Source organism: Rhodococcus sp. MS16, assembly GCF_013277795.1.
Taxonomy (GTDB): Bacteria; Actinomycetota; Actinomycetes; order Mycobacteriales; family Mycobacteriaceae; genus Rhodococcus_F; species Rhodococcus_F globerula.
Map to the genome: position 1 here is coordinate 14,943 of NZ_VBTM01000023.1, position 14,224 is coordinate 29,166.

16 protein-coding genes and 3 pseudogenes are annotated in these 14,224 nt (G+C 60.4%); 10 read left to right on the plus strand and 9 right to left on the minus strand.

Going from position 1 to position 14,224, the window contains the following annotated elements; all coding sequences use genetic code 11:
• Positions 1-135: 135 nt before the first annotated feature.
• The 3 genes and pseudogenes from FEZ60_RS30570 to FEZ60_RS30575 all read right to left on the minus strand — a co-directional run bounded on the left by FEZ60_RS30570 (position 136) and on the right by FEZ60_RS30575 (position 2,288).
• The gene (locus tag FEZ60_RS30570; protein ID WP_172937811.1) at positions 136-327 is read right to left on the minus strand and encodes a cold shock domain-containing protein; all 192 of its coding nucleotides are present in this window, start codon (positions 325-327) and stop codon (positions 136-138) included.
• 194 nt (positions 328-521) lie between these two features.
• Positions 522-608 (minus strand): annotated as a pseudogene (locus FEZ60_RS33220) (MerR family DNA-binding transcriptional regulator); the annotation flags it as partial.
• Between the two features lie 1,482 nt (positions 609-2,090).
• On the minus strand, positions 2,091-2,288 hold the full coding sequence (locus FEZ60_RS30575) for a hypothetical protein (protein ID WP_172937794.1): 198 nt from the start codon (positions 2,286-2,288) through the stop codon (positions 2,091-2,093).
• Between the two features lie 999 nt (positions 2,289-3,287).
• Between FEZ60_RS30575 and FEZ60_RS30580 the strand changes: the two genes are divergently transcribed.
• A complete protein-coding gene (locus FEZ60_RS30580) occupies positions 3,288-3,995 on the plus strand; it encodes a GAF and ANTAR domain-containing protein (RefSeq protein WP_172937795.1) in 708 nt (235 codons plus the stop codon).
• A gap of 95 nt (positions 3,996-4,090) precedes the next feature.
• Here the strand turns inward: FEZ60_RS30580 and FEZ60_RS30585 are convergent, their stop codons facing one another.
• Positions 4,091-4,276 (minus strand): hypothetical protein, encoded by a 186-nt coding sequence (locus tag FEZ60_RS30585; protein ID WP_172937796.1) that lies wholly within the window; start codon positions 4,274-4,276, stop codon positions 4,091-4,093.
• Between the two features lie 723 nt (positions 4,277-4,999).
• On the opposite strand from FEZ60_RS30585, the gene FEZ60_RS30590 reads away from it, so the two are divergent.
• From FEZ60_RS30590 to FEZ60_RS30620, 7 genes and pseudogenes are all read left to right on the plus strand, one after another.
• Positions 5,000-5,194, plus strand: coding sequence for a CbtB-domain containing protein (locus FEZ60_RS30590; RefSeq protein WP_172937797.1), 195 nt, complete (start codon positions 5,000-5,002; stop codon positions 5,192-5,194).
• Entirely contained in the window at positions 5,185-6,042 is an 858-nt protein-coding gene (locus tag FEZ60_RS30595; RefSeq protein ID WP_172937798.1) for a CbtA family protein, read from the plus strand. Before FEZ60_RS30590 ends, FEZ60_RS30595 begins: the two co-directional genes overlap by 10 nt.
• Positions 6,043-6,097: 55 nt before the next feature.
• Positions 6,098-6,526 carry an SH3-like domain-containing protein gene (locus tag FEZ60_RS33015; protein ID WP_172937799.1) on the plus strand — a complete coding sequence of 143 codons (429 nt, stop codon included), beginning with the start codon at positions 6,098-6,100 and terminating at the stop codon, positions 6,524-6,526.
• On the plus strand, positions 6,526-6,822 hold the full coding sequence (locus tag FEZ60_RS33020) for an SH3-like domain-containing protein (RefSeq protein ID WP_172937812.1): 297 nt from the start codon (positions 6,526-6,528) through the stop codon (positions 6,820-6,822). The genes FEZ60_RS33015 and FEZ60_RS33020 overlap by 1 nt, the downstream gene beginning before the upstream one ends.
• 11 nt (positions 6,823-6,833) lie before the next feature.
• Entirely contained in the window at positions 6,834-7,526 is a 693-nt protein-coding gene (gene scnC, locus FEZ60_RS30610) for a thiocyanate hydrolase subunit gamma (protein ID WP_346343427.1), read from the plus strand.
• Complete coding sequence (locus tag FEZ60_RS30615) at positions 7,523-7,855, plus strand: SH3-like domain-containing protein (RefSeq protein WP_172937801.1); 333 nt, start codon at positions 7,523-7,525, stop codon at positions 7,853-7,855. The genes scnC and FEZ60_RS30615 overlap by 4 nt, the downstream gene beginning before the upstream one ends.
• Before the next feature lie 251 nt (positions 7,856-8,106).
• Positions 8,107-8,738: pseudogene (locus FEZ60_RS30620) on the plus strand (IS6 family transposase); the annotation flags it as partial.
• Here the strand turns inward: FEZ60_RS30620 and FEZ60_RS32735 are convergent.
• Complete coding sequence (locus FEZ60_RS32735) at positions 8,643-8,900, minus strand: hypothetical protein (RefSeq protein ID WP_242484931.1); 258 nt, start codon at positions 8,898-8,900, stop codon at positions 8,643-8,645. The pseudogene FEZ60_RS30620 and the gene FEZ60_RS32735 sit on opposite strands and share 96 nt — an antisense overlap.
• A 495-nt stretch (positions 8,901-9,395) precedes the next feature.
• Here FEZ60_RS32735 and FEZ60_RS30625 point away from each other — a divergent pair, with 495 nt between their 5' ends.
• Positions 9,396-10,676 carry an IS256 family transposase gene (locus FEZ60_RS30625; protein ID WP_172937802.1) on the plus strand — a complete coding sequence of 427 codons (1,281 nt, stop codon included), beginning with the start codon at positions 9,396-9,398 and terminating at the stop codon, positions 10,674-10,676.
• A gap of 110 nt (positions 10,677-10,786) precedes the next feature.
• Here FEZ60_RS30625 and FEZ60_RS30630 read toward each other — a convergent pair whose 3' ends face one another.
• The 4 genes and pseudogenes from FEZ60_RS30630 to FEZ60_RS30645 all read right to left on the minus strand — a co-directional run.
• Positions 10,787-11,707, minus strand: a complete 921-nt coding sequence (locus tag FEZ60_RS30630; RefSeq protein WP_172937803.1) for a nucleotidyl transferase AbiEii/AbiGii toxin family protein — start codon at positions 11,705-11,707, stop codon at positions 10,787-10,789.
• Positions 11,708-11,720: 13 nt separating this feature from the next.
• Positions 11,721-12,443, minus strand: a complete 723-nt coding sequence (locus tag FEZ60_RS30635) for a type IV toxin-antitoxin system AbiEi family antitoxin domain-containing protein (protein WP_172937804.1) — start codon at positions 12,441-12,443, stop codon at positions 11,721-11,723.
• Positions 12,444-12,687: 244 nt separating this feature from the next.
• The gene (locus tag FEZ60_RS30640) at positions 12,688-13,017 is read right to left on the minus strand and encodes an SRPBCC domain-containing protein (RefSeq protein WP_172937805.1); all 330 of its coding nucleotides are present in this window, start codon (positions 13,015-13,017) and stop codon (positions 12,688-12,690) included.
• 80 nt (positions 13,018-13,097) lie between these two features.
• Positions 13,098-13,370 (minus strand): annotated as a pseudogene (locus tag FEZ60_RS30645) (ATP-binding protein); the annotation flags it as partial.
• 58 nt (positions 13,371-13,428) lie between these two features.
• On the opposite strand from FEZ60_RS30645, the gene FEZ60_RS30650 reads away from it, so the two are divergent.
• Positions 13,429-14,224: site-specific integrase (locus FEZ60_RS30650; protein WP_172937806.1), on the plus strand; the 796-nt coding region annotated here is incomplete at its 3' end.

The window sequence follows — 14,224 nt, forward strand, 5'->3', positions numbered from 1 at the left end:
CGAACGAGCTGCGATACACATCTATCACAGCCCTCATAGGGCGCCGGTAAGCCTGGAAAGCGCCGCAGGGGGAGGTGGAGACGGAAGAAAAGGGCCGCACCCGTGCGGGCGCGACCCTCTTCTCGAGGGCTTTAACTAGACAGTGCGCACATTGGTGGCCTGCGGGCCCTTCTGGCCCTGGCCAACTTCGAACTCCACACGCTGGTTCTCCTCGAGCGACTTGTAGCCGTTGCCGGAGATCTCAGAGAAGTGAACGAACACATCCGGTGTTCCGTCGTCGGGAGCGATGAAACCAAAGCCCTTTTCGCCGTTGAACCACTTCACGATGCCCTGCGCCGTACAAACTCCTTACACAATCGATCCGGGTTTCATATCGAAGTCCCGATCTCGATAGCTTTATCCTCCCACGCCGAGGGCGCCGCACTCACTGGGGAGGGCGAAACACGCTGTAAGTAGGGTAAATTGTCCGATTTTGGCTGTCTTCACGTCGGTGTTTCGGCCCGGGGCGCTCAGTGAAGGGGGCGCCGGTATCCGCCCTCATGTCGCTGCAGGGTAAGGAGTTTCGCGGCATCGACGCTGCGTAGGCCCGCTTGTCCGACACCGAGGATCCTTGCCGCACGCCGAGGATTTCGGCGCCTTGGCCATGCCGTAGACGGGGCAGTCTTCCTTCGTCGTCGAATTTTCCGGACGGCGCGTTGATCGTTGCTGTCGGGTGTTTCTTGCCCGAACGGGGTGTCTTCTATCGGTCAAACGGACGGGACCCCCGGCGCCGTAGAGGCCGCCGGGGGTCTGGGTTGAACTTCCATTACACAACTGCACTCTTTCGAGCTTCCGGACTCGTGGTGACGTCCGGGAGCCGCTCTGAAAGGGGCTGCCGAGACCACACATAAACATCAACTTTTGGGTCTCGGCGCGACCCTGCCCTGCGGTACTGCTTGCGGGCAGTTCATCTCTCCCGCACTTGCTGCTTCGTTCTTCGCTTACGAGAGAAAAGATACAACACCGATCCGAGAATATCTACCCCAACGGCTATAGATATTTTCCAGTGAGCGGCGGGGGTATCGGTGACCGGGGAAACGGCTGGTCGTCTGCGGTGCTGCTCGCAGGTTGCAGGCCGCGGCGGCCGTTCTGGGACAATCTTCCGATGAGAAATACCCCGAAATCAGAATCTTTGCTCCGCATGCGGGCGGATCGAGAGGAATCCGACAACGCTCAACGGGGCCACGGCGCCGCGGTATCGAGCTCGGATGAGGACTCCGAGGTGCCGGAGCCCGGTTCGCGTGGCCGGGGTGCCACGCTGCGGTCGGCTCGGGCGGAGCTTTCGGCGCATGCGCGTGGGGGGAGAGTATGAACGAGGCGCTGCACCCTCGGCGAGATTGGCACTCCGGTACAGCTCGGTGTTGGTGGGCGAGAGGTCCCCGAAAAATTGTGCTGCGATGTCTTCGAGCTCGGTGTGTGGGGTCTCGAACGGTGGCGTTGTGAATGCACCGCCATCTGTCGAAAACCCCTGAAGGGGAGTACTTTCGACAGATGTTGTTCGGATACGCTCAGGTTTCGGGAGCGCGGAGCAGAACCCCGCTCATCAGATCGACGCACTAGCAGGGGCGGGTATTGACGCCGCGAGTATTCACGCTCGTCATGAGTCTGGTCCAGGTAGCTTGAATCGGGTACCCCCATTCAAGAATGCGAGTATGCGCATAGACGATGTCGACGTGATTGCACATCAACGAGGCTTTCGCTCCTGTCGTGCATCGAATGGTGGAGTGTCCTCGACTCCGACCGGGTTGAACACCTCTCGATCACGGGCCCGGTGAGGGTATCGAGCCATTTCAGAGCCCTCATTCGAGTATTTCGGAAGTGGTCGCGGTCGCCGCGATGTGATTCTTTCGTGATCGGATGTCATCGCGGCGGTCGAGTGCAGGGAGGTCTGCAAACATTGCCTCGATGCGGGTTTTGATCTCCTCGGTGCTGATCGTGGCGTGGGGTGCGAAGTTGTTGAGGGTTTGCCGACGGTTTCGATGTGTTCATAGGGGACTTTCGTTGTGGGAATGTCTAATTCGGTTGCGTTGAAGGGAATTTCCTTTCCAGGGCTAGATGAGGACGGCGGCTAGAGCGATGCACGCGACGACAAGGGTCGCGACGAGTGCGCATAGTGCGATCGAACCGGTCAGTGCCAGGGTCGGCGCCGAGGCCGGCACTGCGGAGCCGAGGGCGATGCACGAGGTCGATCGGAACCGAGTCTGTGCTGGGGTTGAGCCCCTGTCCCGGTCGGGTTCGGGATGATTCATGTGGTGTCCTTGTCATTGTGCGCGTTGATCCTGGTGGGGTCGTTCTCCCCGAATGTCTCTTGGTGGCGCTGATATTCGGGAGGAGTCCGGGGCGATGACGCGGTGGCGAGAGAATCTCGCCCGGGGAACTGCCGGCCGGGTTCTACAGGCGGATGGCTTGTTCGAGGTCGCGGGGTTCGTCGTCGAGGTAGTCTGCGAGTCCTGGATTAGGCGCGTGTTCCGACAGTGGTCGGCTATGGCGGCGGAGGTCGAGAAATCCGCACGGGCAGAGGGAGCCGAGTTGCAGAAGTTTTCGGTGATTCGTCGGGCGGAGTTGTCCCGCAGCGGCGGACGTTGTGGCAGAGACGACTTCAGTGGCGGTGTCGCCTTATCATGGCTTTTGGTGTGGTTGCCGAACGGCGGGCCGTTTACACAGCAGGGCTCTAATCGTCTTGGGAGAACGCGTTGTCGAACACAGTCCGACGATCTCGCGCGTCGGCGCCGTGGCCGGCGGACAGCGCGAGGCACCCAATTCCACATGAGGGCAGGGGAGTTTTCGATCGAAACGTCGAATTGTTCGGTGACATCGACATGAGCAAGATCAGGGCCTTTCCATCAGTGCTCCGGACCTGCGATACGATCCGGTCCCCGACGGCCCTGTGGCTTAAGGCACGTTCTAGGTGACTTCAGCAGTAACAGCGAACTGCGATACGACAACAATGTGCTGCTCCAACTTTGTACATCAAAGTTGTGATCCGTGCCAGCTGGGCAATGGTCCAGATAGCGTCGCTGTCGGTCGGTTCTACCACGCATCACCCCCTACCGGGCCCATTACCCCTCCGCACCCGCGCGATCCTTTGGTCGTGTGTGCTGGCTCGCGCTCGTTCGATTGTCCGCACGGTGAGTAGTCGAGAAGTAGTGATCGACTGCGCCGCGACGAGCGTAGAAGTAGAATTCGACAGCATCCGAAACCTGTGGATGCAGGTTTCGACTTGTCGGTAAGTCCCGAGGTGGGTAGCTATGGCTAAGCCCCATGAACTGGCGGAACCCACAGCGATCTTCGCTGCATTGGCGGAGATTCTCTACTCCGCGGCGGACAGTGCCGAGGTGTACGCCGCGATCTGTTCTGCTGCTGTCGAGCTGGTTCCCGGTTGCGATCACGCCAGCTTGATGCTGCGTCAAGGAAACAGCACCGTCACTGTCGCCGCGAGCGACGATTTTGCCGCGTTTGCGGACGATCTCGAACGCGCCACCGGCGAGGGTCCGTGCATCGACGCTCTCGAAACAGAAACACCACAACTAGAGCCCGACCTCCGGTCTCCTACCCTATGGACCGAATTCGCGCGGAAAGCTGTATCGGAGACTCCGATTCGCAGCGCTATGGGTTTTCGTCTGTTGGTCGATCGTCGCAAACTCGGTGCACTCAACCTCTTCTCCGATATGCCCGGCGCCTTCTCAGAGGAGATGGCCGACCCCGCAATCGTCTTGGCGTCCTTCGCGTCGGTGGCAGTAACTGCACTTTCACGAGGCGAGAATTCGGAGTCGTTGCGAAAGGGACTGACCAATAGCCGTGAGATCGGCCAGGCTATCGGCCTACTGATGGCGTTGCATCAGGTGTCCGACGACGAGGCCTTCGCCGCGTTGGTCCAGACGTCGCAGAACATGAACGTCAAAGTTGCGGAACTTGCACACAAAGTCGTCGCCGAGCACCGCTCCACTTGCGACTGAGGGAGGTCGACGTCTCGGAGCCGATGCAGGCTCGTTGAGTAGGATGGGCCGAGTCCGGCACATAACCTGTCCGCGTATCAATCTGGCCCAGCTATCTACGGCCCGCTCGCCATGCACACTCGTGGGGCGGCGTCTCGGGCGTTGTGCCGTGCCGGATCGGCTGCATCAGCTGGCAGCACGACGACAAATCCCTCGCAGGCGGCTCCGATCAGGTCGTGGCGCGTGAGCCCCTCGTCGACGGCGCCGCGCTCGTCATCGCTGAGCGGGATGGCAGCGAGCATATGCGCCAGATAGGCGTGCGCGGCGAGGTAGGGCCGGACCTCGTCGCCGGCCCAAGCGGGTGCGTTCCGGGGAGAACTCGCCCCTGATTGCGGCCGAGTAGATGTATGGCCAATCGATTCGCGCTCTGGCAGGAAGTCGCCGCGAGCGGTGTTACCTCCTGAAACGTGAACAACCCCAACGGGATTACATCGCTACATGTTCCAAACCAATTGCGCCGCTACTTCTTTAAATCAATGTGACAGTGCCTTTCATGAATGTGACAGTGCCTTTCATAGAGGGTGACCCCTCGCCGAAATCGGCGAGCCTGGCGAATAGCGTTTCGCATAAATATCATTGATGTATTCAGCCCGAAAATATTGGCGGTCGGAGCCAAATACCTATACCTTCGCCAATAGTCAAGTGCTGCATGGACTGAGAAATTTTCTGTCAAAGGTGCAATCTAGGTGTCGACTCGGTCAAATCGACGCTGTAACGTCATTGGTGTCTTGTGATCGGTTGGAGTCACCGGTAAGCCGGCGCGAGTCGAGCAGGTCTGGGCGGGCCTTGGCAAGCAATTCCCAGCCGAGCGAGACGGCTGGTCGAGCCAGCCTGGGGCTTGCACAAGAGAATGCCGTGAGAATCGTCAATCCTGTTACTGTGCTCGGCCTTGCGTCCCACGCAGCCGACTACATATGGATCTGTTGCGCGGATTCACGGGACTGGACTTATCCCAAGGAGAAACCATGACCCTCATCCTCAGCCCGGAACGTTCACTCGACAAGGTCGGAGCAGGTATTGCCGTCGTCGGTGTCGTCCTACTCGCTCTTCTCACCCTCTACTTGGTGGGTTTCGATACGGGCGTCATCTCGCGCAGCGGTCTGTATATGCACGAACTCATGCACGACGGACGGCACTTGATGGGGCTCCCATGCCACTAGCCGGCTCGATCAAGGACCTGCTGGTGCGTGGGTTGATCGCCGGGCTGATCGCCGGTCTCCTAGCGGGCGGAGTCGCATTTGCCCTCGGTGAGTCGCACGTCCAAGCTGCGATCTCCATCGAGGAAGCGGAGCAGACCTCCCTAGCGCACGAGGATCACTCAGCCGCTGCCAACTCACACAGCCACCAAACTGACACGGCGCCGCTGGTCGATCGCAGCGGACAACGCGCCGGACTCGTCCTGGCCACAACCTTGGCGGGCTTGGCGCTCGGCGCCATATTTGCGCTCGGCGCGACCTACGCGCGACGCTTCACGAAGTTGTCCGGTCCGGCGCTTGTTCTCTCCCTTGCTGTATTGTGCTGGCTCGCAATCGAAGCAGTACCGTTCTTCAAATATCCGGCCAATCCGCCGGCTGTCGGAGATCCGGAAACTCTCGACAAGCGAACCCTCCTCTGGTTGGCTGCAGTGATACTCGGCCTTCTTGCCGTGGCGATCTCGGTCTTTGCCGCGAAGATCGTCACCAAAATTCCTGCGATGCAGCGAGCCGAAACGCAATATCGTGGGGGACGCGGACTTTGGACCGTTCGAGTAGCCTGTGGGGTCGTTACATTCATTGCGGTCGTCACGATCGGATATCTTCTCCTACCCACGATCAACGAAGTGGGCCAAGACTTTCCCGCCACACTCCTGTGGCAGTTCAGGGTTTCGTCGCTCGCCACCCAGGTAACGCTGTGGTTGACCCTCGGGCTGACATTTGCAGCACTGACCCAACTCGCCGAACGCTCGGCACACAAATCAACGCCCATTGCGGTGGAACCAATCCCTTTGGGAGGCAACGTGCCAACATGACATTTCGGTCTAGAGAACTGAGAAATGACGGGAATCAACACGGAACGAGACCTCAATGACCACCCAAACAGATTTCCAGGCGCTCACAGACGGCTTGGCGAAGATAACTCCCGCTATCCACCTGGTACAGGATTCTCCGCCTTCGATCACGAATGCGCAGTACGACGTACTGCGCCACGTGTTGCACGATGTCGGTGGTCAGCCCGCCCTTCCAGTGGAGTACGTCGAAAAGGAGGAGGAAGCCTGGGAGATGAACACGTACGTCACGTGCGAATGTCTTTCGTGGCGCGGTCCGTGGAACGCCGAGATGCGCCGGCGCGCCGAAGTTGATCTCGGTGAAACCCAGTATTTCGGGCTTCCCTATTACGCGCGCTGGGCTACCGTGGCGGCAAAATTCCTTGTCGACAAAGGGCTTGTATCACTCGACGAATTGTCCGTGAAGATCGACGAGGTTCGCACCCGCCTCGAGGAAGCGAGTAGATGATGCCCAAGTTCAAGATCGGCGATCGGGTAGTGGTCAAGAATATGACAAGCATATTCCACACTCGCACACAAGAATTCGTGCGAGATCAGCCCGGGATAGTTGTCGATACCCGGCCGGATTGGGTTGTCCCCGAGGACGAGGCATTCGACAGGCTCGAGACCGGCCGAACGGAGCCGTTCTACGTGGTCTCCTTCAAGCAGACCGACCTTTGGCCGCGCTACACCGGCTTCGACATCGACACGTTGGAAACCGAATGCGCGGAGGGTTGGCTCCGGGCTCTGCAGAAGGACGACTAGGAGAAGATGACGTGAGCAACTCACATACTCATTCGGACGCACACGCCCCCATCCAAGAGGAAGACAAGGTCAGCGAGTTCGAAGTACTCGAACTCGCGGTACGGGAACTCTCGATCGAGAAGGGCCTCTTTTCCACCGAGGATCACCGCCGATTCTCGGAATGGGCGGAATCGATTGGCCCGTCGGGCGGTTCGCGGATGGTAGCGAAGGCATGGACTGACCCCGAGTTCAAGAAGCGACTACTCGAGAACGGTACCGAGGCCAGTAAAGAGGTGGGGATCGACTGGACAGATCCGACAGGTACCGGAACACCCAGCGACTACACGTATTTCTACGTGCTGGAAAATACGCCGAAGGTACACAACGTCATCGTATGCACGTTGTGTTCCTGCTACCCCCGGCCGGTACTCGGCATGTCACCCGATTGGTATCGAACTCCGAACTATCGTCGTCGCCTGGTTCGTCGGCCACGCGAGGTCCTTGCAGAATTCGGATTGCATTTTCCGTCTGATGTCGAAGTACGCGTGCATGATTCGAATCAAAAATCGAGATTCATGGTAATGCCCATGCGCCCATCGGGCACCGACGGCTGGACCGAGAATCAGCTCGAGAAGATAGTCACTCGGGACACCATGATCGGGGTCGCATTACCCTCCGCAGAGTGGACGGCTTCGGAAGCACCCTCCGCCGGGAGTCCGAAATGACAAGTGCGCAGGGATACGACGTAGTCTTCGCCACCCTCACAGACGCCACCGGACGCGAAGACGGACTGCCTGACACCGACCGCAAGCCTGAACCATGGGAATCAGCGATGCAGGCCACATGCGAATGCCTCTCGTGGCGCGGCACCTGGGACAACCTGGAGCGGCGGCAGACCGAAGATGCTTTGGGCGAAACCATCTACAGCAAGTTTCCGGTTCACTCACGCTCCGTGATCAGTACCGCACATACTCTCATCGACCGCGGCATTCTCGACGAAAACGAGTTGAACAACAAGATGTCCGAGGTGCGATCGAGGCTCAATCAGGACTGAAAACGTTTCCGAGAACTCATGATCGTGGGCGGTGCCGAGGTGTAGAACGATGGGTGGGCTCTTGGTTTGGTCAGTGATTACCAATGTCGCTGACCAAAACGGGAGTCCACGAACGCCATCGTCGCCGATCATGCTGTGCCCGTCGCGCGAGCATTGCTACGCGGGGCTCTGTCAACTTATCTGGGCCGTGAGTCAGGGATGATCGTCCGATGAGCCAGGGAGACGAGACACGGGCGGATTCGACGCGTTCGATGTACAAACGGCACCGCTATCCCGCGGAGATCATCGCGCACTGCGTGTGGCTGTACTACAGGTTCGCCTCGAGCTTGCGCGACGTCGAGGAGTTGATGCTCGCCCGCGCCCATCGTCGTCTCGCACGAGACGATCCGCACATGGTGCGCGAAGTTCGGGCCCGAATACGCGCGTCGCCTGCGCCGCCCTGTTCCCCGACCCCGGCGGCACATAGCTTCCGGCGAAGCGTTCGTCAAGATCGGCGGCATCCGGCAGTACCTGTGGCGAGCGGTCGATCCGGACGGCAATGTCCTCGATGTCCTGGTTCAGTCACGACGAAACGCGAAGGCGACGAAACTCTTCTTTGCCCAAGTTGATGCGCAATCATACCCGGGTTCCGAGGGTGCTGGTGACCGACAAGCCCGCCAGTTACGTTGTGGCGCATCGAAAGTTGATACCATCGGCCCAGCACCGGCGCTCGAAGTACCTCAACAACCGGGCCGAGAACTCGCACCAACCCACCAGGCAGCGCGAACGCGCCCTGAAGTTCTTCCGCTCACCGGGCGGCGCGCAACGGTTCCTGGCGGTGTTCAGCGCCATCTCGCCGCACTTCCGACCCTGCCGACACAAGCTCATCGCGGGCGACTACCGCTCCGACGTTCTGGGCGGCTTGTGCCAGGAGCGGGGAGCTTGCCGTGACCGACCGATTCGCCACCTGGAACGACGTCACTTGCGTACCCGCTGCCTCCTGAACTCGGGTTCCCGCCAACAGAATCCGCCCCAGTGTGATCGAATGCTGTTGATTACCAGTCATGTTCAGCTAAGTTGACAGAGCCAGTGCAGCCACACGCAGTGGTTGACGATCTCGACCGGGTAGCGGTGACCCTTGTACGACGGCATTGCTGTGGTCACGCCACATTCTCCCAATTCGCCGCGTTCAACAACGTGATGCGATGTAGGAGCGGTGCCTCCCGCTCTCGTGGTTCCCGGCGAATGATGGGGGTGCCACTTCAACGATGGAGGAGGCCCCTTATGTCATAATTGTTCACCCTCCGCCGTCTGGCAGACGATCACCGATCGCTGCCGGTGCAGATCGATCCCGACAACCTATTTTCCGTCATACTCGGGCGAAGGGATGACCGGCAGCCGAGGAAGCTCGGCCCAGACTTCGACGTTGACTCTCCGGACCTTGTGGCTCAGATCCCTGGATACCGCACCGACAGATGCTCCCTGTGATCGGCCGGGACTGTCTCTAAATCGGTGTTTCGGCCCGACTAGCTGAGTGAATGCTCGGCGAGGAGGTGCCGAGATGACCACACTGGAAGATGTGACGAAGAAGAGGGCCGAGCCCTCCGCGGAAGCTGCGGCGGCTGCGGAGTTGGTCAGGTTGGCGAAGGAGCAGGGTCTGTCGCTGACCGGTCCGGACGGACTGCTCAAACAGTTCACCAAAAGCGTCCTGGAAACCGCGCTGAACGAAGAGATGACCGAGCACCTCGGGCACGACAAAAACCAAGCCCCGCCGGAACGGGAATCCACGAATATTCGCAACGGAACCCGGCCGAAAACGGTGTTGACCGAGGCGGCCGGGCATGTCCCGATCGAAGTCCCGAGAGATCGGGAAGGGACGTTCGAACCGCAGATCGTCAAGAAACGCCAACGACGTCTCAACGGGGTCGACGAAATCGTGTTGTCGTTGTACGCCAAAGGATTAACCACCGGCGAGATCTCCGCTCATTTCGCCGAAATCTACGGCGCCTCGGTCTCCAAAGAGACCATCTCGCGGATCACCGACAAGGTCCTCGAGGAGATGCAGGACTGGTCTGCCCGACCGCTCGACGAGGTATACGCTGCGATTTTCGTCGATGCGATCGTCGTCAAAGTCCGGGACGGTCAGGTCGCAAACCGGCCGATCTACGCCGCGATCGGCGTCAGCCTCGACGGACACCGCGACGTGCTCGGATTGTGGGCCGGCACCGGCGGTGAGGGCGCCAAATTCTGGATGAGCGTGCTGACAGACATCCGAAATCGGGGCACCCGGGACGTGTTCTTCCTGGTCTGCGACGGATTGAAAGGCCTACCGGAGGTCGTCGAGAACGTGTGGCCGGCCACGACGGTTCAAACGTGCGTCGTGCATTTGATCCGCAACACCTTTCGGCTCTCGGGACGTCAACACTGGGACGCACTCAAACACGATCTCAGACCGATCTACACGGCCCCGACCGAGGCTGCCGCGAGTGCAGCGTTCGACGATCTCGCCGACCGTTGGGGCAAGCAGTATCCGGCGATCATCCGATTGTGGACCAACGCCTGGCAGGAATTCATCCCGTTCCTCGATTACGACATCGAGATACGGCGAGTGCTGTGCTCCACCAACGCGATTGAGTCTCTCAATGCCCGGTATCGGAGGGCTGTGAAAGCTCGTGGCCATTTCCCTACCGAGGCGGCTGCGCTGAAGTGCCTCTATATGGTGACGCGTTCACTAGACCCGACAGGCAAGGGCCAGGCACGATGGATGGTGCGGTGGAAGCCTGCTCTGAACGCGTTTGCGATCACGTTCGCCGATCGTTGGCCGGGATCGGAAACATACTGATGGAAATCCGCCGAAACACCGTTAGCGAGATAGACCCGATCGGCCCTGTCACTGTGGTTGGTTAGGCCGCTGACTGTCGGGATGGTGGGGTTCCTCAAGGTTGTCGCCTTTTATTTGGTTGACCAGTTCGATTCGATGGGGTTCCATGTTCCGGTGTGGAGGTGCTGGCCGAGTAGTGGGTCGAGGCATTGGCCGACGATGTGTAGTGCGCTGTCGATGTTGCGTGCGTGTTCGGGGAGGCCGGGTACCGTTTTGGCGATTTTGGCGTAGCCGGCAGTCCATGACGGTGCAGGTACGGTGAGGGTGGTTGGCAGTGTCAGTGTGCGTCGTGCGGATTCACGTTGCAGGGCGGTGCGGGTGAGGGCCGCGTCGAGAGTCCAGGCGGTCACGATCAACGTGAGGTCGACCAGATCGTGGTAGCGCGTCGAGGGTTGTCGCAAATCGCCGTACCGTTCGTACATTGCGCACACCTTGTCGGAAACCTGTTGCGGCAGTGGGTATAAAGCGAATTTCGGCATGGGCGCCAGCTCGTCCATCTCTACCACCGGGCGAGGAAGTTGGTAGTCCACGTCGCCGACCGGGACCAGTTCGGTGGACAGGTCGATGGGGAAGTCTGCGAGTTGAACGGCGCCGAGGTAGACCTTCACTTTCACGCTGGCTCCGGATACGCCGCCGGTCATCAGCCGGGGTGGGTCGAACACGAACCGGAACGGGTCGAGATCGCTGTCTGTTTCGGCGATCTCGACGAGTTCGGTCACTGCTTCGGTGACGGCGGCGGAGGTGTGCAGCAGGTCGATGTCCTGGCTGTAGCGGGCATCGGGTCGGCGCACAAGTAGTGAGGCGCCTCCTTTGAGTAGCCAGCGCTCGCCGGGTTCGGAGAACACGCGGGCGAGGAAGCGTTGGAGGAAGAACTCGCGTCGTAGTTGTTCGGTGCTGCGGCCGCGGGGTGCGGTTTCGTTCCGGATCCGGTCTTTGAGGGAGCGGTTGAATGCCGCCGGATTGCTGCTGCGGGGCGGTCTGTCGGTGCTCATGTATTCCTTCGGATCAGGTGGAAACGGTGGCTGCGATATCGGCGGCGTTGCCGCCGGCGACGAGGCGGCGACTCAACGCCAGCGTCGACTCCGGTATGCCGGCCTCGGTCAGTAGCCGGTCGAGCAGATCTGAGCCGTCACCGGGTGTGGTCCCGTACTTGTGCGCGTATGGCCCCAACACGGCGATCAGGGCGTCGGTGTCGACGAGGTTGGTGGTGACGGCGTCGCGTACGACGGCGGCGAGGTGTCCACCGTCGAGGTGGTCGGCGGCGAGGTCGTCGATGGTGGCGAGGGCGGTGGTGACGGGGAGGCCGTCGAGGAGAGTCCACCGGTTCCTGCCTGGTCGGGCGGTGCGGTATCGGACATCGGCGAGGCGGGATTGCTTGCGGCCGGCGGTGGCGAACTCCATGACGTCGGCGTCGAGGTCGCCGAGGTCGTGGAGTCTGGCGGCGGAGCGATGGGAGACGACGCCCGGGTGCTCGGCGTCGAGCCGTTCACCCGCGGTGACGGCTGGCTCGATCATCAGCCACGCCGCGCGCAGTTGTTCGTGGGGGACGCTCGGTGCGCCGCTGATCCGGTAGACCCCGTGGCGGAGTCGTTCGATAGTGCCGTGGTCGGCGAGGCGGGCGATGCGTTGGGTGGAGAATCCGAGGGTCCGGGTCTGTGCGGTGGTGAACAGGCCCCATTGGCTGGCGGCGAGGTCTGCCAGGTCAAGGCTCTTATGGTCACTGCGCATACTGCAATAGTAACCATGATAGAGTGATTATTGCAGTATGCTCGGCAGGATTTGTCGAGGCAAGTGCAAACTCGCCGGCCGGGGTTCATGGTTTTTCATCGCGGTCAGCCGGTGCCTGAGCCGGCTCGACCTCCGCGCCGGAGTCGCGGGCAGCGAAGCGCCTGGAGGGGCAGCGTGATGGTCGGGTTGTTGCAATCGGGGTTAACCGCGTGATCGAAAAGGTCCGGCCTGCGGCAGGAGGGTGTCACGTGAGGTAGTTGCCGAGGGCGTCGAGGAGCCCTTGGGTACCTTGTTCGCGCCCGTGTCCGTCAGTCCAGAACTGGTCGAAGAAGACGCCGTGCTCGATGTGTGTGAATCGGGTTCCCTCGTTCGTCGGCTCGAATTCCATTGACGCCAGGGATGTCGACATGTGGGCTCCGTCGAGCCACATGTCGTATGTCGTGACGATGCGGACGTGTTCGACGATGTCGGTGTAGGTGGCCTCGTATCGTGAGACTGGACCGTTGTGGAATTTGCCTTCGTCGATGTCGCGTCCGCCGACGCGGAAGTCGAACGCCCATTCACGAGTGTCCACGCGGTCGCCGTCACCCCTGTGAACGACGGTCGAAACCTAGTCCATTCGCGACGGACGGAAACTAGACCACGCCGATGTATTCATTGTGCCGCGTTATCCGCTCTCACGGACGGCAACGTATCGATCCCGGTGTTTCTGAGTCGGTAACTCGCCCCTTTCAAGGTCAAAACCTCTGCGTGATGGACGATTCGGTCGATCATCGCGGCAGCGACTGCCTGATCGCCGAATACGTCACCCCACCGGCCGAACGGCAGATTCGATGTCAGAATCAGTGAGGCATGCTCGTAACGAGACGACACCAACTGGAAAAACAGGTTCGCAGCGTCCTGTTCGAACGGGATGTAGCCGACTTCTTGTCTCAAGAGTCCAGTCATGGTGGGGTGAAGGAGGGGCCGAACCTAGGGGTGACTGGTGGACGATGTTGGGGCATTCGTCGAACGGCTGGTCATGCTGGGCCGCTCCAGCTACACAGTGCGCACATATCGGCTCGGCGTCGAGCACTTCATCCGCTGGTTGGCATCACAATCGCTCGATGACGTCACACGCCAGGTCGTCAGCGAGTACATTGCCGAATTCGGTTCCGGTGCTGATCTTCGAACGGAGCATGGCAGGGCACCTCGGACGGTCAATAATCGTCTTGCGGCGTTGGCCGCGTTCTTCGCGTTCCTGATCGAGCGAGACAGCCATCGTGCAGGGGCGTGGTCGGGCCGGGAAAACCCCGTGCCTACAGGACCGCCCGGTCCCGCTCACGGTATGTCGGGACGCGACTTGCCGCACCGAGGTCGACTCGAGTTGCGGCGACGAGAACCTCGGGTGCTGACTCGGGATCTGGATCCTTCGGTAGCCGAACATCTTGCAGCAGAACAGGTCTGTGTTCGTGATCGTGCGATCGTCACACTGTTACTTCGAACCGGTCAGCGGATTGGTGATTGGAGCGCCGAGCATGGCCGGCACGGTGTGCTTGGTCTTCGGCTCTCCGATATCGATCGGCGGCGCCGCACAGTCACCGTTCTACTGAAAGGTGCCCGCGACGAGCATCGTGTTCCGGTTACCGACGATTGGTGGCCACTGCTGGACGAATACCTCGCAACCGAACGAGGCCAAGCCGAGACGTCGGCTTTATGGGTCGGGCGACGCCAGGCAAAGGGTCGTCCGTTGCGCTACCCGGCGTTCGAGGCGTCGTTTCGAAATAGATTCTGGGACTGGG